This window comes from Burkholderia pyrrocinia (assembly GCF_018417535.1).
GTDB lineage: Bacteria > Pseudomonadota > Gammaproteobacteria > Burkholderiales > Burkholderiaceae > Burkholderia > Burkholderia pyrrocinia_E.
The window spans coordinates 1,774,182-1,792,677 of sequence record NZ_CP070978.1; the positions used below are offsets into that span (position 1 = coordinate 1,774,182).

General features: G+C 63.9%; 15 protein-coding genes. 9 read left to right on the top strand and 6 right to left on the bottom strand.

Annotated features, from left to right (window positions below; all coding sequences use genetic code 11):
- Window positions 1-79 precede the first annotated feature (79 nt).
- The 5 genes from JYG32_RS26020 (at window position 80) to JYG32_RS26040 (ending at window position 6,225) form a co-directional block, all read left to right on the top strand.
- A complete protein-coding gene (locus JYG32_RS26020; protein ID WP_433960874.1) occupies window positions 80-2,254 on the top strand; it encodes a T6SS effector phospholipase Tle3 domain-containing protein in 2,175 nt (724 codons plus the stop codon).
- Entirely contained in the window at window positions 2,251-3,732 is a 1,482-nt protein-coding gene (locus tag JYG32_RS26025) for a virulence factor (protein WP_213265524.1), read from the top strand. Before JYG32_RS26020 ends, JYG32_RS26025 begins: the two co-directional genes overlap by 4 nt.
- Window positions 3,733-3,803: 71 nt before the next feature.
- Window positions 3,804-4,061, top strand: coding sequence for a PAAR domain-containing protein (locus tag JYG32_RS26030; RefSeq protein WP_174378368.1), 258 nt, complete (start codon window positions 3,804-3,806; stop codon window positions 4,059-4,061).
- 18 nt (window positions 4,062-4,079) lie between these two features.
- Window positions 4,080-4,394, top strand: a complete 315-nt coding sequence (locus tag JYG32_RS26035) for a TrfB-related DNA-binding protein (protein WP_174378369.1) — start codon at window positions 4,080-4,082, stop codon at window positions 4,392-4,394.
- A 352-nt stretch (window positions 4,395-4,746) separates the two neighbouring features.
- On the top strand, window positions 4,747-6,225 hold the full coding sequence (locus tag JYG32_RS26040) for an aminotransferase class V-fold PLP-dependent enzyme (RefSeq protein ID WP_213265525.1): 1,479 nt from the start codon (window positions 4,747-4,749) through the stop codon (window positions 6,223-6,225).
- A 160-nt stretch (window positions 6,226-6,385) separates the two neighbouring features.
- On the opposite strand, the gene JYG32_RS26045 is transcribed toward JYG32_RS26040, so the two are convergent.
- Window positions 6,386-7,183, bottom strand: coding sequence for a helix-turn-helix transcriptional regulator (locus JYG32_RS26045; protein WP_213265526.1), 798 nt, complete (start codon window positions 7,181-7,183; stop codon window positions 6,386-6,388).
- Window positions 7,184-7,293: 110 nt separating this feature from the next.
- Between JYG32_RS26045 and JYG32_RS26050 the strand changes: the two genes are divergently transcribed.
- Entirely contained in the window at window positions 7,294-8,373 is a 1,080-nt protein-coding gene (locus JYG32_RS26050; RefSeq protein WP_213265527.1) for a zinc-binding dehydrogenase, read from the top strand.
- A gap of 268 nt (window positions 8,374-8,641) precedes the next feature.
- A complete protein-coding gene (locus JYG32_RS26055; RefSeq protein WP_174378373.1) occupies window positions 8,642-10,174 on the top strand; it encodes an amino acid permease in 1,533 nt (510 codons plus the stop codon).
- 253 nt (window positions 10,175-10,427) lie between these two features.
- Here JYG32_RS26055 and JYG32_RS26060 read toward each other — a convergent pair whose 3' ends face one another.
- On the bottom strand, window positions 10,428-10,697 hold the full coding sequence (locus tag JYG32_RS26060; RefSeq protein ID WP_174378374.1) for a DUF4148 domain-containing protein: 270 nt from the start codon (window positions 10,695-10,697) through the stop codon (window positions 10,428-10,430).
- Between the two features lie 573 nt (window positions 10,698-11,270).
- Between JYG32_RS26060 and JYG32_RS26065 the strand changes: the two genes are divergently transcribed.
- Window positions 11,271-12,353, top strand: coding sequence for a helix-turn-helix transcriptional regulator (locus JYG32_RS26065; RefSeq protein ID WP_174378375.1), 1,083 nt, complete (start codon window positions 11,271-11,273; stop codon window positions 12,351-12,353).
- Window positions 12,354-12,400: 47 nt separating this feature from the next.
- Here JYG32_RS26065 and JYG32_RS26070 read toward each other — a convergent pair whose 3' ends face one another.
- Window positions 12,401-13,180, bottom strand: a complete 780-nt coding sequence (locus tag JYG32_RS26070) for an SDR family NAD(P)-dependent oxidoreductase (protein ID WP_174378376.1) — start codon at window positions 13,178-13,180, stop codon at window positions 12,401-12,403.
- A gap of 33 nt (window positions 13,181-13,213) precedes the next feature.
- Entirely contained in the window at window positions 13,214-14,461 is a 1,248-nt protein-coding gene (locus JYG32_RS26075) for a D-arabinono-1,4-lactone oxidase (protein ID WP_213265528.1), read from the bottom strand.
- A gap of 382 nt (window positions 14,462-14,843) precedes the next feature.
- Between JYG32_RS26075 and JYG32_RS26080 the strand changes: the two genes are divergently transcribed.
- On the top strand, window positions 14,844-15,806 hold the full coding sequence (locus tag JYG32_RS26080; RefSeq protein ID WP_249744645.1) for a helix-turn-helix domain-containing protein: 963 nt from the start codon (window positions 14,844-14,846) through the stop codon (window positions 15,804-15,806).
- Between the two features lie 62 nt (window positions 15,807-15,868).
- Here JYG32_RS26080 and JYG32_RS26085 read toward each other — a convergent pair whose 3' ends face one another.
- On the bottom strand, window positions 15,869-16,300 hold the full coding sequence (locus tag JYG32_RS26085) for a 2-oxoglutarate dehydrogenase (RefSeq protein ID WP_213265529.1): 432 nt from the start codon (window positions 16,298-16,300) through the stop codon (window positions 15,869-15,871).
- Window positions 16,301-16,343: 43 nt separating this feature from the next.
- Complete coding sequence (locus JYG32_RS26090; RefSeq protein WP_213265530.1) at window positions 16,344-18,212, bottom strand: S10 family serine carboxypeptidase-like protein; 1,869 nt, start codon at window positions 18,210-18,212, stop codon at window positions 16,344-16,346.
- Window positions 18,213-18,496 lie beyond the last annotated feature (284 nt).

An 18,496-nucleotide genomic window follows, 5' to 3' on the forward strand; every position in this document is an offset into this window, starting at 1 on the left:
CACCAAGACCGACGCGCCCGACACGGCTGCATCGCATTCCGAACCGCCGCCTGTCATCGTCGGCCGAACCGACGGGCCAATGTTGTTCGACAAGAACAACCGGCTTATCTGCATCAAGCAACTTCCATTGCCCGGTGTCGTCATCTTCGTTCATGGCGTCAACTCTGAAGGCGAATGGTTCGAAGCGTCCGAAGAAGGGCTGTGTGACGGCCTGAATCGCCGGCTTGGACGTCTGGACGATCAGATGAAGTATCAAGGCGTCGATGCCGGACAGTTGACGCCCGCGAAGTACACCGAGAGCGTGACGCCGGATGGGTTTCTGAATCCCAAGCTGCTGGCCGACAATTACGTCAAGCCCGACCCGTCGTTCTCGCCCGTCATCCATTTTCGGTGGGGCTATAGGGCAACACTAGAAGAACTGAAGGAGTACGGCGACAAGATTTTTCTGAACGAGAAGGATTATTGGGGCGGCGGGCCGTTCACGAACGGCTGTTCAAGCCTACCCGATCTTTGGCACGGCGGCCTCGACGACCGGGCGTTCGGGTGGACAACCGTGCAGGCAATCAACCCGACCAACCGGCCACTGTATCGCGCACCGCCGCGTGCGTACGGCGTGCTTGCCGCCTTGCGGCTCGCCAGGTTGATCGAGTCGATCCGCAGGATGCAGGCCAACGTGCCGATCACGGTCGTGTGCCACAGCCAAGGCAACATCGTAGGCCTGGCAGCGGCTTTCTTCGGCGATGCGCTCCAGAAAATGAAAGACCCGTGGGAACGCGAGGGAAGCTGTGTCGCGGACACGTATGTGCTGGCGAACGCCCCGTACAGTTTCGCTCAGGGCGAAGGTCAGCAAAAATCCAGCACGTTCATGGACACGTGGTCACAGCGCGGGACGAGGGACGACAAGGGCCATCGCGGACGGCAGACTTACGCGGCGCGCACGCAGACCTTCGGAAAATTCCTGTCGATCATCGGCGCCCGCGCCGCATACGAACTGTCGCCCGACAAGGTTGACGAAGACATGGCAAATGGCCGCGTATCGCGGACGAGCAACAAGTCCTATGCCGCGCAGGATGACCGTGCGCGTCACGGTCTGAACGGTTCGACGTATGGGCGCGTCACGTCGTATTGCTGCCCGCACGATCAGGTGATCTCGGCAATAACCGTGCAAGGTATCGGCTGGCGCGGTATCGGCAAGCATGAACTCGACGACATCGGCGTTTCCGGCGTCCTGACGCAACGTGTGTTCGCATCCGGCTTCCCGGTCGGTGTGCAGAAGCCCTATCGATATTGGGAAGACGACTGGCGGCACGACAAGAAAGGAACGACGCCGGGTTTCTGGTACCCACCGTCGCCGCCGGCCAAATTCGGTCTGATCGGTGCGCTCAAAGGAAACGAATCGATCTTCGGGATGATGGGGACATTGATCACTGCGCCGATCATGTATGCGGCGACCACAGCGACTTCCGCACTGAAGATGTTTCGTGTGAACGAAGACCCGCCGAAGGGATGGACGATCGTGGCGGATGCTCCTGCATTAGACGAAACATTTCCGCCGAAGGCGCTGCGGTTCGGCAAGCCAGTCGAAACGCGGGACGGCGACGCGGTAAGCGACTTCAACGAAGGTAACGATCCGCCGTCCGCATGGCGCGACGCGAGCAAGACCGATTCGGACAAACAGGCCGACGATCCTTATGACCAGTACAAGGCGAAGAACAAGGACGGCGACGCCAAGGGCACGGCCGATAGTGAAGCCGGACAGCGTTACGAGGACCGCGCACTGATGCGCATGGAGGCGCGCCGCACGTTGAACACCGAGTGGGTCGACGGCGACGGTCATGTTATCGGGGAGGATGGGAAGAGTGATCTGCCTGACGGCTACAAGGACTGGCGCGACAAGCAGATCACGGATTGGTTTGATCGCGGTACGACTAACAGCCCGACGAACCACTCAACGACGATGACGAACCCGGAACATGCGGAAAAGGCGCTTGCGTATGATATTGCGATTGGTCCCTGTTACCTGACGCCTGAGCAATTGAAAGCGCTGCGGATTGAGGCTGACTGGCGGATTGGGGAAGGTATTCCACTGGACAACGAGCACAAGAAATACTCCGACTATTTTGCGTCCGGGCAACTCGACCGGCTGGCGATGCATGAATGGGTGCACGTCAAAGATTGCGAAGGCAACATGCCCGGCAAGATCGTAGACGAGCGCGAAGGCCAGCTTTATCTGAAGGCCGGGGGGGTGGTATGAAGGCGCTGATCACTACATGGCCGCGACGCGTCGCCGTGGCGATCGCGGTGTGGATAACGGCGGCTCTGCTGATGATCGTCCTGATGGCACATTTTGACCAACAACATCCGGCATTACTCGAAACAGGAGATTGGATGAAACGATTAGTGATTGCCCCTGGCCTGCTGGCGCTCATGGCGTTGTTGATAACCACAGCAATGATGCGCCCCGCGCAAGCCGCACCGGGAGCCAATCAAGACGCCAGTTTCGCCGCACCGACTGAAGAACCTTCCAAGCCATTCATCGCGCAAGTTGTCGGCCTGATTTGGCTCAATCCACTTCAACGTATGGATTACCCAACTGAATGGCAATTGTTGTGGGCGCAAGGGCTTGTCGCTCCAAACAAGAACGACGACATGGTGCGTACCGATCCGAAGTCATTCTCGAAGCTCAAATCCATCGGGGCACTTGTATATGGCAACGATGGTGCCGAGACGTTCAAGGGCTTCTATGCCAAGTACGTTGATAAATCTATACTGCTACTTCGAACTCGCTATGGGACAAACGCGAAGTATTTCTACACTGTGAAACCGGAGAGCCAGAAGGACTGGCGTGAACTTGCCGGTACACGTGTCGAAATCGCTATTCCTTATCGCCTCGATGCAACGTTCGCTCGGTCGCGCATGACAGATCGAATGATGACATTCTTTGAAATCGGCCCGCCGTCCCCCAAGACCCTGTGGAGCCGCGACACTCCCCCCGACGTGCAAGTTACGCAAGGCGGTGCGAACGCCGGCTTCACGTCGCTGAACAAGGCGCTGAACTACCTGCAGGCGAACCCCGACAAAAGCGTCTGGGTGATGAATTGGGATGCGCCTAGCTTCCCGCCCACGGACGCGCAGATCAACGAAAACCTCGTCGTGCTGTTCCTCGCCGGCCCGACCTTCAACACCGAGCGCGAACCGCTTGCATGGATCGGCGAGGCCGCGACCGGCAACATCGACGAGTTTTCGCAGAAGGCCGGCACGACACGAACGGTGCAAGCGTGGAAAGCGACCATCGATCAGGCAGCGCGCAACGCAGGGATTGCGGTCCCGGATCTCAAGTACATCGTTCACGATGCGGGTGCCGGTAGCGACGCCGCATCAAAGCGCCTTGTCGGCCTGTCGCAGACACTTACCGAAGTCCTGCCCGAATACGACCACCAGAAGCAGACGTTCAACACGGCGGCGTTGCTCGGCGACATGGGAACCGGTAGCGCATTGACCGACGTTGCGCTGGCAATTGGCCGGATCAATCACTTCGGCGGTAACGCGTTGGTCGCCGGCACGACCGACCCGGAGCATCCCGTCGCAGTTGTCGTCATGCCGCCATCCAAGCTCACGCCAATCGATCCGGACAAGGATTGGTTCCGCGCGCGCGGCGGGAACAACGCCTACCTGCCATGGTGGGGACGCCGTCACGATACCGATTACGGGATGCAAGGCTATTCGTGGTGATGTAACCCGACGCGACAGCGCGTTTCGAGCGAACGCGACCACCGCGCCGAGTCATTCAGGAGATTGGTTATATGCGAGGAATTGTTCGGGTAGGCGACGTACACACCCACGGTGGCCGGGTTGAGTCCGGAGCCGGAAGGAGCAAGGTAATGGGACGCGCGGTCGCCCGCATTGGCGACGCGTGTTCATGTCCGATTCACGGAGCCGGTGTGATTGCCGAAGGAGACGTCGCGTTTGACGTTGAAGGCCGCGCCGTCGCATTCGATGGTCACAAGACTTCCTGCGGAGCCGCATTGATTTCTTCCCTGCAAACTTCCGGGCGTGTCTGAATGCGGCAGAGTCGACGCATGACCGCCGAACAGTTCCAACTATTGCGGTTGCACGATACCCGGATCAAGCCCATGAACCATTGGGCGTTGTTTGAAATCTTCGTCAAGGGCCGGACACAGCGCGCGCTTGCCGCCGAACTCGGCATGTCCCGTTCCGCAATGTCGCAACTTGTGCGGAAGGCTTGGCAAAGGTATCTGGAACTGCCGGGCAACGACACGCGCGTCACCACACTCACGATTACGATCCCGGCGAAGTACGAAAGCGCATTGCACGCGTGGGTTCGTGATGCTCACCGATTGGCTGTGTCATCCGATCCGCAGCCGACGGCTTGACCGAACCGGGGAACGGTAGCGATTACCTCCCCGAATTCGCAATGACGCGGGAAGGCGCCGCATGTCCATGCGTCTCACGACAACCCGACGACGGAGGCACGCCGCACGTTGAACACGGAGTGGATCGATAGCCACGGACACGTCATCGGGGAGGACGGCACAAGCATCCGTATGGCCAGTCCGCCGCCATAACGCGCGCCCCGACCCACGAAGAAATAAATTCCCCAATATCAAAAAACAAGAAAACCTAATTCCATATCAAGCTAGCTTGCCGACCAATTTTGGATCCATTTTCCCTCCTGTCCCCCGTATCATTTCTCCCATTCCGAAAGAGAAAGAGCAAGAGAAGGACATGAGCGATACCACCACGCTGCACTACCTCGACTACGCGGCAACGACGCCCGCGGATCCCCGCGTGATCGAAGCGATGACGGCCTGCCTCGGCTTCGACGGCATCTTCGGCAATCCCGCGTCGAGCTCGCACGCCGCCGGCCGGCTGGCGCGGGAACAGGTCGAGCGCGCTCGCGCGCAAGTCGCCGCGCTGATCGGTGCGGATGCCGACGAGATCGTCTGGACCTCGGGCGCCACCGAATCGAACAACCTCGCGCTGAAGGGTTATGCGGAAACCGCGACCGGCAAGCGCCACCTGATCACGAGCCGCATCGAGCACAAGGCCATTCTGGACACGATGGCGAACCTGTCGAAGCGCGGGATGTCGGTCAGCTACCTGACGCCCACGCGCGACGGCGAAATCACCGCCGACGCAGTCGCCGCGGCGATCGGCCCCGATACCGGCCTCGTGTCGCTGATGCTCGTGAACAACGAGCTCGGCACGCTGACCGACATCGGCGCGATCGCGCGCATCGTGCACGCCGCAGGCGCACTGCTCCACGTCGACGCCGCGCAAGCGCTCGGCAAGACGCCGATCGACGTGCGTGCGCTCGGCATCGACATGATGTCGATGTCGGCCCACAAGGTTTACGGCCCCAAGGGCATCGGCGCGCTGTTCGTCCGCCGCGACATCGCCGACCGGATCGCCCCTCAGATTCACGGCGGCGGACACGAACGCGGCTTGCGCTCGGGCACGCTCGCGACGCATCAGATCGTCGGCATGGGCGTCGCGTGCGAACTGGCCGCCGGAAAACTCGACGGCGAAGCCGTGCGGATCGCGGCGCTCGGCGCACGCCTGACGGACGCGCTGTTCGCGCTCGGCGATGTCACGCAGAACGCTGCAGCGGCACGCCGCATCCCGCATACGCTGAGCCTGACGGTGAATGCGCCGGGCTTTTTCCCGTTCATGCTCGGCGAAGAACTCGCCGTGTCGTCGACATCCGCATGCAACTCGACCAGCGGCGCACCGTCCCATGTGCTGACTGCGATCGGCCTCGATGCAGATACGGCGGGCCGCACCGTGCGCGTGAGCTTCGGTCGCTTTACGACCGAGCAGGACGTCGATTTCGCGATCGCCTGTTTCCGCAAAGCCATCGAACAATGCCGCGCGACGGCCGCGAACGGGTTTTCCGCTTCGCGGCAGATCACGCCGGCCGACCTGAAGGCGATCCGGAATGCGGGCTTCCGCTCGGTCATCTGCAACCGCCCGGACGGCGAAGGCGACGACCATCCGGCCTTCGACGAAATCGCTGCGGCTGCCCGCGAACTGGGCCTCGAAGCGCGCTACCTGCCGGTCGAACGCGATCGCATCGGCGACGCGGAAGTCGATGCGTTCGGTGCGTTGGTCGACTCGCTGCAGAAGCCGGTGCTCGCGTATTGCCGAAGCGGGAACCGGTCAGGAATGCTGTGGAATCGTTTGTCGAGCCGGCGCACGGCCTGACGCAAAACACTGCCCGAACACGCTGCACCACCCGCCTTCGCACGCAAAGGATGCCGATGCGTTGATATGTCGCCGGGTGGTGGCGCCGGCCAATCAAGCCTCGGCCGCCCGGCTGGCGCCTGCCGTTGCATGACCCACCGGCAATCCTGTCGCACGCCCCCTATTCGCCGACGTCCCCATCGCCACTCACCGGCGTATAAATCGCCAGCTTCAACGCGGGATCGTCGTTCGCCTGAAACGTCACGTATTCATAACGCTGCGCGCCACGTTGCGCATGCACGAGCACCTTCTGGCCCGACACCCCGCTACGCACGTCGTGCGCGTCCCACCATTGCGCGAACGCGTCGCTGCTCGCGCGCAAGCGTTCCACCAGCGCGATGAACGCCGGATCGCTCGCATAAAGATCATGGCTCGCGCGAAACAGCGCGATCATCCGGCATGCCTCGTCGGCCCAGCTCGCGGCGAAGAGCCGGCGCGCGTGCGGCTCGACGAACATGTAGATCAGGATGTTGCGGTCGGCTTCCGCGAGCCGGTCGAAGCCGAGCAGGTCGGCCGCGGCGGCATTCCACGCGAGGATGTCCCAGCGCCGCCCGGTCACGTACGCAGGCAGGTGAAGATGCGCGACGAGCCGCGCGATGGTGGGCGGCACACTCTCCGGCACGAACGCACGCGACGTGTCGCGCCGCGCGAGCGTGCGCAGATGGGCGGCCTCGGCCTTGTCCAGCCGCAACGCACGCGCCAGTGCGTCGAGCGTCGCGTCCGACGGGCTGACATCGCGCCCCTGCTCGAGCCGCACATACCAGTCGACGCCGATGCCCGCCAGTTCCGCGACTTCCTCGCGCCGCAGGCCGGGCGTGCGCCGGCGCGGGCCGTCGTGCAGGCCGACGGCATCCGGTCGCAGCTTCTTGCGCCGAGAGCGCAGAAAATCGCCGAACGGGGTTCGCGTGGTGGCGGTCATCGGGTTCGCTCCGTGCAGGGTGGTATCGGGCAATCCTGGGCTCGTGCCGGGCCTTGTTGCGGATTCTAAGCCTGCCAGAATCGACGCGTCCCCCACCCTCTGGAAGCGTCATGAAAGCTGCAATTCTGAAGTCCCTCGACATGCCGCTCGCGATCGAAACGATGCCGGACCCCGTGCTCGGCACCGGAGAGGTCATCGTGGATATCGTCGCGACGCCGGTGCTGTCCTATGCGCAGGAAGTGTTCAGCGGCGAGCGCCGGTATCCGATCGAGCTGCCGATCGTGCCCGGCTGCGGCGCAATCGGCCGTGTCCGGCAAACCGGCCCCGACGCGACGCAGTTGCAGCCGGACGACTGGGTGTTCTGCGATCCGACCGTGCGCTCGCGCGACGATGCGCGGATGCCCGACATCGTGCTGCAGGGCTGGAGCGCGCGCGGCGAAGGCGGCCAGCGGTTGCAGCGCCATTTTCACGACGGGCCGTTCGCCGAACGGCTGCGGGTGCCGACCGAGAACGCAGTGCGCATCGGCGACATCCCGCCGGCCGACGCCGCGCGCTGGTGCGCGCTCAATACGTTGCTCGTGCCGTATGGCGGGCTGCTCGCGTCCGAGCTGCGGGCGGGCGAGATCCTGCTCGTCAGCGGCGCGACCGGCAACTTCGGCAGTGCAGGCATCGCGGTCGCGCTGGCGATGGGCGCGCGGTGCGTGGTCGCGCCCGGCCGTAATGCGCGCGCGCTCGCGGATCTCGAACGCCGCTTCGGCGAACGCGTGCGCACCGTCGCGCTGACCGGCGACGAAACCACGGATCGCACACGCATGCAGCAGGCGGCGCCGGGGCCGATCGACTGCGTGATCGACCTGATGCCGCCGTCGGTGCCCGCGACGACGGTGCGTGCTGCGGTGATGGCGGTGCGCCCGTACGGGCGCGTGGTGCTGATGGGCGGCGTCGGCATGCTCGGCGGGGCGGGGCTCGAGCTGCCGTATCCGTGGATCATGCGCAACGACATCACGCTGCGCGGCAAGTGGATGTACCCGACGGAAGCCGTGACGTTGATGGCGGGGCTCGTCCGCGGCGGGCTGCTCGACCTCGGGCACTTCGACGTGACGGTGTTCGCGCTCGACGATGCAAACGACGCGGTCGCGCATGCGGCGGCGAACGGCGGGCCGTTCAGGATGACCGTGATCGCGCCTTGACACGTGTATCCGGCGTCGCACCGGGTCGGCCTGCCATGACACGGCACCACGCCCCGGAACAGTGCACGCATCCGGATTTTCACTACGTTGCCGAAATCCGATATTGCCCGGAAATTTGGTTTCATACCGTTCACGCATCGGACCGGAACGCGATTGCCGTTCAACCGCGGCGTCGCGTGCCGCCGACGAATCCCAGGAGCGGGCCGTCACACAAGGCCCGGGCGGCGATGACAGTCCTGCCACGCAGGACATTCGTGACGGAGCGAACATGGATGCAAAACTCCCGCCTGATTCAGGCACCGACAGTGACGTAAGCCTCCTGCACAAGATGGGCTATGCGCAGGAACTGTCGCGACGTATGAGCGGTTTCTCGAACTTCGCCGTGTCGTTTTCGGTGATCTGCATCCTGTCGGGCGGCATTACCGCGTTTCAGCTCGCGTTTTCCGCCACCGGCGGCGCGTCGGTCGGCCTGGGCTGGCCATTGGGTTCGCTCTTCGCGCTGATCGTCGCCGTGTCGATGTCGCAGATCGCGTCCGCGTTCCCGACGGCGGGCGGCCTCTATCACTGGGGCGCCATCCTCGGCGGGAAGAAATGGGGGTGGATGACGGCGTGGCTCAACCTGATCGGCCTCATCTTCGTGATCGCCGCGATCAACTTCGGCACCTACGATCCGTTCTTCAAGACGCTGATCGCACCGATGTTCGGCGTCAGTCCGGACAGCCTGACCTGGTGGCATCAAACCGCGTTCATCGCGTTCATCACGCTCTCGCAGGCGATCCTCAACGCACGCGGCATCAAGATCGCAAGCAGGATCACCGACCTGTCGGGCTATCTGATTTTCGTGGTGACGATCGCGCTGGTCGTTTCGCTGCTCTACTACTCGCCGGTCGCATTCGATGCGCACCGGCTGGTCACCTTCACCAACTTCACCGGTGTCGACGGTGGTGCGTGGCCGAAGCAGGCCACGCCGCTCGCGTTCCTGTCCGGCCTGCTGCTGGTGACCTACACCATCACCGGCTTCGACGCGTCCGCGCATACGTCGGAAGAGACGCACGATGCGGCAAAAAACGTGCCGCGCGGCATCATCGGGTCGGTGTTCTGGTCCGCGATCTTCGGCTACGTGATGGTGTGCGCGTTCGTGCTCGTGATGCCCGACCTGACCGCCAGCATGAAACAGGGCACCGGCTTTTTCGAAGCGATACTCGCGCCGATTCCGAAGACCTTGCGCGTCTGCCTCGAACTCGCGATGTTCTTCATCAACTACGTGTGCGGGCTGGCCGCGATCATGTCGACGTCGCGGATGGTGTATGCGTTCGCGCGCGACGGCGGGCTGCCGGCGTCGAAGCTGCTGCGCAGCGTGAATCACACGCACCGGACACCCGGGCCCGCGATCTGGACGTGTGCGGTGCTCGCGATCGTCGTCACGCTGTACGGCGACGCGTTCTCGGTGCTGAGTGCCGGAAGCGCCGTGTTCCTGTTCATCTCGTATGCGATGCCGATCGGCTCGGGGATGCTGGCCGAAGGCCGCACGTGGACCGAGAAGGGCCCGTTTCAACTGGGTATCTGGTCCAAGCCGTGTGCGTTGCTCGCGCTGGTCGGCGCCTGTGTGCTTGCGTATGTCGGCATCCAGCCGCCGAATGAAAAGGTGCTCTACGTGCTCGTCGGTTTCGTGGCGGTGCTCATGGTGATCTGGTACGGCTTCGGGGTGCGCAACACCTTCGCGGGGCCGCCGGTGCTGAAGGACACGCGGAACCTCGAGCGCATCCGCGAACTCGAGGCGAACGTCGATCCGTCCGTCTGAAGCGCCGTTGAAACAGGCTGAAACCGCCGGCTCGCAGGTGTGATGCCGCGAGTCGGTTTTTTTTCGACATCGATGCGAACGACCTTGATCCGGCAATCCAACCCTTCGGGCCGTCGAACCCTCGCGTGACGATCATGCCCGTGATCTTCGCGAGGGTCGCGTTGCCGGTCACGACAGTCCTCGCGTGCAACCAGCGCACCGACCACGCGGTCGCCGATGGTTCGGGCGGCCGCGCCGGTTCGTCACGCCGCCCCTATTGCCCGCCGCCGTAGAACTGATTGATCCGCTCGAGCTCGCCCGACTTCTGCGCGCGAATCAGTTCCTGCTTCACCTGAGCACGCGTAATCGCTGCGGGGCCGCCCGCCTGTGACCCGGCACTGGGCATGGAGCCCACTGCGTTCGCGCTGATCGCTGCATCCGAGGGCGTGCCGGGGCTCTCGTCGGCTCCGCCGCCCGCCCGGGCAAGCCCGGCCGCACCCAGCATGCAAACGGCAACCAGCGCCGCCTTGTACATCGTCTTCATCGTGGCACCTCATATGAAAAGATATTGCGACTCATACGCGGGAACGGAGCCGAGGTCCGGCCGTCCGCGCGATTCGACACACCTCGCCGAGGCGACAACATCGGCCGTGACGGCATGCACAGCGCCTCGCGAATCGCGAGCATTCTGCTGCGTCGCTCCAGTCATCGGCTGGCTTCGCGCGTTCGAGGTTCCATCGAGCGACCTTCGCATCCTCCAGTGACTTCCCCCGGGCCAGCGCATTCGCATGCGAATGCGCGATATTGCCTCGCTGCGGCCTCGCGCGTGCGCTTGCCTGCGCATCGTGCCGCAACGCGGATCGAACATTCCAGCGGCGCGCGCCCGCGACTGGGCGGATCTCGCGCTTCGAGCCACCGCGCACCGGGCGGGGCCACCAGCAGGAATGGGTCAATCAATGATAGAAACCAGCCTGCTGGTTTAACGCCCCCTGACGAGGGGGCAATTGTGGAATTCGTCGACTTGCCGACCTAAACTGGACACCGTATGCGCAACGCACCGGCGGCCCGCGTTACGACGCAGTCGCGTGCAAGCCCGTCGTAGCTCAAGGGGCTCACCATGTCCGACAAGTATGTCGCGCTAGCGGGCCACATCCGGCGACTATGTTCGCTTGGCATCGAACCGCGCCTCGTCATTCCTCATGTGGTTGAAGCGACGCGGCGCATCGTGGGCGCCGACTGGGGCATGTTCTTCTATACCGACGAGCACTATGCCGTGTCGGACGTATACAGCGAAAACGACACCGTCTATCAAGTCCTGCCCACCTACTTTGCCGAAGTCCACAACACCGAAAAACAGGAAGTGCTCGGCGTCACGTTCTCGGATGCGATGCGCCGCGGCCGCGGTTTCGAAAACAGTGCCCGTTACGACGCCGCGCTGCTGAAGAGTGCAATGTATGCGGAGCTGTGGCGGCCGGTCGGCATGCGGCATTGTCTCGAGCTGACGGCGACCGATGGCGCCCGTGGCTGGGGAAGCCTGAAATTGTGCCGCGCGCCCGGCGGTCACCCGTTCTCGGAAAAGAATCATCGGGACATCGAGCCCTTCGCGCGACATATCGCGCATGCGCTTTCGTGCCCGATCCATCCGCCGTCGCGCGAAGCGGAAGGCAGCCAGTCGGCGATCATGGTCATCGACAACACCGGGAAGCTCTTGCTGCAGAGCGAGGACAGCACCAGAATGCTGGCGCTCGCCTCCGGCGAACCGCTTGCGTTCTATCGTCGCGACCGCTTTCCGAACTGGCTTGCGCCGCTGCTGACGAATGTCAATCGCATCTGGTGCGGCCTCCCGGTGGCGCCCGCCACGATGGAACGCCGCAATGCGGCCGGCCGCTTCCGATTCAAGGCGTATCGCTTTGCACACGCAAGCGCGATGCCCTGCGAACAGGCGATCGTGATCTACATCGAGCATTTCCCCCCGCACGAACTGGAAATCGAGCGACTCGGCTTCGAGTTCGGTCTGACCGAACGACAACGGCAGCTCTGTTCGCTACTCGTCCTCGGCCACTCGCAAACCGCAATCGCGCGCTGCCTCGCGCTGCGCGACAGCACCGTCGTCGATCATGTGCGAAAGATCTACCGCAAGCTCAACGTCCACAACCACGACGAATTGCGCAGCGTCTTTCGCGTTGGCCGGCACGATTAGCGTCGCATGTCGTGTCGCGTCGAAAGCGCAGCTGCGAGCATCGGCGATCAGACGGCGGAAAAACAGTTGTCGACGAACAGATGGGTGCCGTTGACGAAGCTCGACTCGTCGGACGCCAGGAACAGCGCGGCCGCCGCGACTTCCGACGGCTCGCACAACCGGCCCTGCTGAATCGCGATCGCCGCTTCGGTCGCGTCGACGCCCATCGCCTGCAGGTCCCTGAGTTCGCGCATCCCGTGCGGCGTGCGGATGAACCCCGGCGCCAGCGCGTTGCAGCGAATCCCGCGGTCGCGGTACTCGACCGCGATGGCCCGCGCGAACATGTGGCAAGCCCCCTTGGTCGCGTCGTACAGCACTTCGCCCGGCGTCGCGCAGACCGCGGAAATCGACGACGTACACACGATGCTGCCACGCCCGTTCTCGAGCATCTGCGGCAGCACCGCCTTCGTCATCAGGAACATGCTCTTGACGTTCACGCCCATCAGCCAGTCCCATTCCGACTCTTCGATGTCGAGGAACGGTTTGACGATCAGCGTCCCGGCGTGATTGAACAGGATGTCCGCATTGCCGTACTGCTCCCGCGCCGCATCGACTGCCTGCCGGACCTCCGCCTGCTTCGACACGTCGGCGCCCAGGCCGATCGCCTGCAAGCCGGCATCGCGCAGCCTGGACGCGAGCGCTTCGGCGGCGTCGCCGTCCCGGTCGATGATCGCAACCTTCGCGCCCTGTGCGGCGAACAGTTCGGATGCAGCCCCGCCGCATCCGCCGGCACCGCCGCTCACGATCGCGACCTTGCCGGCCAGGCGGCCGTCAATCTTGACATTCATTATTCGTTCTCCTGTCTGGTTCGATCGGCGTGCTCAACTGAACAGCGTCCGAAGATGATCGTTGAGGAAATAGCCTTCGGGGTCCACGCTGCGGCGCAGTGCGCGGAATGCTTCCGCCTTGGGAAACCAGCGGTCCACGTCTTCACGGTTCGTGAAATGCAGCTTGCCCCAGTGCGGACGCGAGTCGTAGTCGCGCAGGATGTCGTCGACGTCCTTCAGGAACGGCCAGTAGTCGACGCCATTCGGGCCGCCCGAGCATGAAATGGTGACACTGTCCTGGTGGTTGAACGGGCTGATCCACGCCGGATCGCCCTTCGTGAAGCGGTACTCGACCGGGAAAATGCAGTCGCGGTGTTTCGTGAGAATGAGGTCGCGGACGCGACGCAGCGCTTCCTTTCCGTGTTGCGCGGGCACCGCGTACTCGAGCTCGTGGAAGTTCGGCACGTAGTGAATCGCATACACCTCGGAGCTGTATGCGATCTTCTCGTGCTCGCCTTCATGGAACGTGCGCTCGGCGGTGACATCCATCACCTTGATCTCGCATACGTCGTAGTCTTTCTTCGAATTCGACACCCTGGTGGTGTCGGGCAGGCAGTACAGGTGGCGGCTTTCGGGCGTCGGACACCAGAAGAAACCGAAATGCCGATGCTTCGCCGCCAGGTCGTCGTATTGCTCCATCAGCGCTTCGAAGTCCTCGCGCCAGACACGGTCGTGCAGCCAGAACGCGTCGGTCACCTGCAGCGTCATCTCCGAGACCACGCCGAACATGCCGATATTCACCTGCGTCGCATGGAGCAGGTCGAGGTCCTTCCGTTCGCTCACTTCCATGATCGAGCCGTCCGGACGCACGATGCGCATCCCGACGACCTGCGACGACAGATTGCTCAGCGTCGCTCCCGTGCCGTGCGTGCCGGTGGCGAACGCACCGGCGATCGCCTGCGAATCGATGTCGCCCTGGTTGACGAGCGACAGGCCGATTCCCTTCAGGTGGCGCGTCACCGCATTGAGCTTGGTGCCGGCCTTCACCGTCACGCGCTTGCGCGCTTGATCGACATCGACGATGCCCTGGTAGTCCTGGAGCGACAGCAGCAGGCCGCTCGTCGCCACGACGGGCGTAAACGAGTGCCCCGACCCCGAGCATCGGACGTGCTTGCCTTGGCGCGTCGCGGTGCGCACCAGTTCCGCGATCTCGGCCTCGCTGGTCGGCGACGCCATGTGCGCGGCCACGCACGACTGATTGCCCACCCAGTTTCTCCAGAATCCACCACGGGGAAGTTCCATCGACGTCTCTCCAGATAGGCACCACGGTGCGTTGTGGGTATGGCTCGGCGGGTTGGCGGGTTGGCGGTTGGCCGCCCCGCCGAACCGCGCGGTGAAACTCGACGCGCGCGGGCTACGCCTCTTGCAAGTCCGCACAGTCGGCCAGCGGCTGGTCCTCGTTCGCGTGCCGGGGAATGTCCCCGGGCGCCCGGCCGTTGCATCGTATTCATGCCAAAGGTAGGGTGCCGAAACGCTTTCCACTATCGGATTTCGGCAAGCGAGGGTTTCCACGAGGATGCGCCGGGCCGCGCTTTTTGACCGGCTACAATGATTCGATCCGGCCCGCCCCTTCCCGCCCCCGATGACGCCGTCTGCCCACCCGAGCGATTTCTCTGGCGCCCCGTTGTTCGCGCGAGCGGTCGCGTTCTGCGCGTTCACCGACGTGGAGGAACAGGCGCGGTCGTTCGAAGGCTGGAACCTGAATTACACGCAGATCTCGGGCGGCCTGTTTCACGGCTCGTCGTCGATCGTGTCGCTGGGCGGCATCAAGCTGCTGGTCGAAGACCTCGACAAGGTGATCCTGCAGCGGGGCGCGGTGCCGTCGGACCGGATCGCCGTGGCCGTGCCGCTGGAGCTGGAAGGGCATGCACGCATGTGCGGCGAGAAGAGCGGGCGCGACAGCCTGCACGTGTTCTCGAGCCTGCCGGAATTCGAGTTCTACTCGCCCGACCGGCACCTGCTCGTGAATGTCGAAATCGAGCCCGACAAGCTGTCGACGCAGGCGATGCGCACGGTCGCCGCGTCCCTGCGCGCGCGCACCCTCGCGCCGCTGATCCCGATGCCCACCTGCGTCGCGGACCATCTTCGCGACCTGCTGCGCCGGACGCTGGCCGCCGCGGCGAAAAGTACCTCCGTCGAAGACGTGACGACGCAGGACCGGATCGAACTGCTGGAGCGCACCGTCCTGTATGCGATCTCGGAAGTGTTGACGGCGGCCGCGCCGGAGGCCGGCGCGCAAGCCGCGCGCCCGACGAAGTACTGGTCGCTGGTCAACGCGGTGCAGGAGCGCCTTCAGGACGCATCGACCTGCCCGCTGTCGATCGCCGAACTGTGCGTGCAACTCGGCATCAGCCGGCGCACCGCGCAGTATGCGTTCCACGACGCGCTCAACCTGAATCCGATTGCGTATCTGCGGGCCGTTCGACTGAATCACGCGCGCCGCGAGCTTCGGCTCGGCGAATCCGTGACGTCTGCCGCCACCAAATGGGGCTTCTGGCACCTGAGCAGTTTCGCGCAAGACTATCGCGCGATGTTCGGCGAGTTGCCGTCGGCCACGGCCAGGCGCTACGCGCGCCAGGCAACCTGAACGCGTGGCGCGGTTCGGCGGCCGGTGCCGACCTCGCACCGGCCGCCGTCCTGCTCACGCCATCACTCGTCCTGCTGTTCCTGCTGCGCCTGCATCTGCCGCTGCTGGATGAACTGCCGCACATCGCTCATCGTCACGCGGCCGGTGTGCTTCGCATCGATCTCGTCGAAGTGCTTCGACACGAAACCGAGCCCGCTGCTTTGCGCCTGTGCCTTCGTCACGGCCGCGCCGTTGCTCAGCACCGTATTGGCGCCGAGCCTCGCGTCGACGCGCCGCTGCGCCTGCTGCTGCAGCGTCGCGCCGGTCGACGGCAACACCGGCGCCGCCCGCGTGGCAGGAAAGAACGGACCGTCGACACCGCGCCCGCCGTGCGGCAGCTTCACCGGCGCCACCGCCTGCGGCGGCAACGCGTAGGCGCTGCTCACTACGGCACCGAGGACGATCAACGCAGACATACGCCGAATCAATTTGATTAGGGACATGATCACTCGCATTCAATGGATGAATAGAGGGTTCCTTTGACAAGGAGTCCGTCGCTCAGGGCGCCGCCGCCAGCGTCGTCGCGGCCGTCGCGCCCGGGACGCTGCCGGTCGGCACGCTGGGCGGGTTCTCGTCCGGCCAGGGCGGCGGAAGCGTATGCAGCGTCAGCGCCGTCGGAATCCGCGCGCCCTTGTAGAACGTCTTCAGGTCACGCTTCATCTGCGGACGGGCGACATCGTCCAGGTAAGTCATGTGACCGCCCTGGAAGAAGTTCACCTGCAGCTTCGGATTCAGGCCCTTCACGGTCTGCAGCCGCGCGAGTTGCTTCTCGGTGTTGAAGAACGGCGTCGCGAGATCGTGGAAGCCATTCTCCGCGAGCACGCGAAGCTTCGGGTTGAGCTGCAGCGCACCGAGCAGATCGGGGATCGTGTCGGGCATCGGCTGGCCGTCGTGCGAGAAGTCCCATACGCCGATGATGTTGTCGTTCAGCGGCAGGTAGGTCGCATTCGGCGCGGTATAGCCGAGGTAGTCCGGCATCTGCGTCGCAAGCGCGTTCGTGAACGGCTGCGAGATCAGGATGTCGGACGGGTCGCCGTCGGTCTGCAGCCGCGGATCGGCGTTCGGCAGCGACACGCGTCCGTCATACCGGCCGATCGTCGTTCCGGGCAGCATGCTCGTGCCGAACGGGTTCGCGTTGAAGTAGCCGCGCAGCGCCTGTTGCGTCAGGCTCGACGGGATCGACCACAGCCTGAGCGTCGCATCGCTCGGGAACACCGGCGTGCCGAGCGCATCCGGAATGCCGAGCTGGCTCAACACCCACGATTGCGAGTACTTCTGCAACTGGTTGTAGATCAGCGTCGTGAACAGTTCCGTCTGCAGTGCGTACAGATCCTGGTTCACCGGCGCCGGCGATACCTGGTTGAAGTACGCCGCGACCGCCGCATACCCGGGCAGATAACCGGCCACCGTATCGGTTTCGAGCAGCAGCCCTTCCGTCGACTGCGTGATCGCCACCGCTTCCACCGCATCCGCGAAGTAGTTCAGGATCGCCGACTGCAGCACGATGCCCGTCAGGTGCACGCCGGCCGATTCGAGCGCGAGCGCCAGCATGTCGGTACGCGGCGTGCCGTACGATTCGCCGTACAGGTAGATCGGCGAACTGCTGCGGCTGTTGACGTTCAGGTAGCGCTGGATGAAGTCGCGCATGATGTTCACGTCCGCATCGGAACCCCAGTACTTCTGGTTGGTGTTCGGCAACACGGCTTCCGACAGCCCGGTGCCCGGCGGGTCGATGAACACGAGGTCGGTGGTGTCGATCAGGCTTTCCGCGTTGTCGACGAGCGGATAGTTCGGCCAGTTGCTGCCGAACAGCGGATCGGGCGTGGCGACGCGGGTCGGCGCGAACGAGCCGAGACGCAGCCAGATCGACGACGAACCGGGGCCGCCGTTGTACACGAACGTGACGGGACGCGGCTTGCCGTTCGTGCTCGGCGCGGTGTACGCGACATACGACATCGACGCTTCCGCATTGCCGTTCGCGTCCTGCGCGGTCAGGTGGCCGGTGGTCGTCGTGTAGTTGACGGTCGCGCCGCCGGACTTCCACTGGTAATGCATGACCGCCGCTTTTTCGGACACCTGCGCGGCGGCGAGGCCGTCGGTCGCATTCATCGAATACGCGACCTGATCGACGTAAGGCTGGTTGGCCGCCGGCGTCTGGCTGCCGGCCGATTGTTGCGCGCTGGCCTGCTGGCTGGTTGTCGCCTGCGCGAGACTCGACGCGCCGACGGACGACGAATCGTCGCCGCCGCATGCGGCGAGCGCCAGTGTCATGACGGCCAATGCACCTAGCCCGGCCAACCGGCCATGGCGGCCATGGCGGCCATGGCGGCCATGGCGGCTGCCAGTACAGCTCCTGTCTGGTTTCATCTCTATCCTTGTGCTTGGTTCGGATACCACTTCACAAAGGCCGCCTTCGCTGGCGAGACGCGCAGCAACACCCGCCACTCGCGCATAAGGCGGTTGGGATCGGACTGCTTCAAGAGACTGAACGTGATACAGACACAGCAAACTGCTGGCGAGAATCGTGCTTGAACCGCCCCCTGCAGTCTGGACTTCTTTTCTGATTACCGAAATTTACGACATCGACAAAATAGGCGGTGCTGCGCCGCGTTGTCAAAGATCATTCCGATATTAAAAATCCCGTAATGATG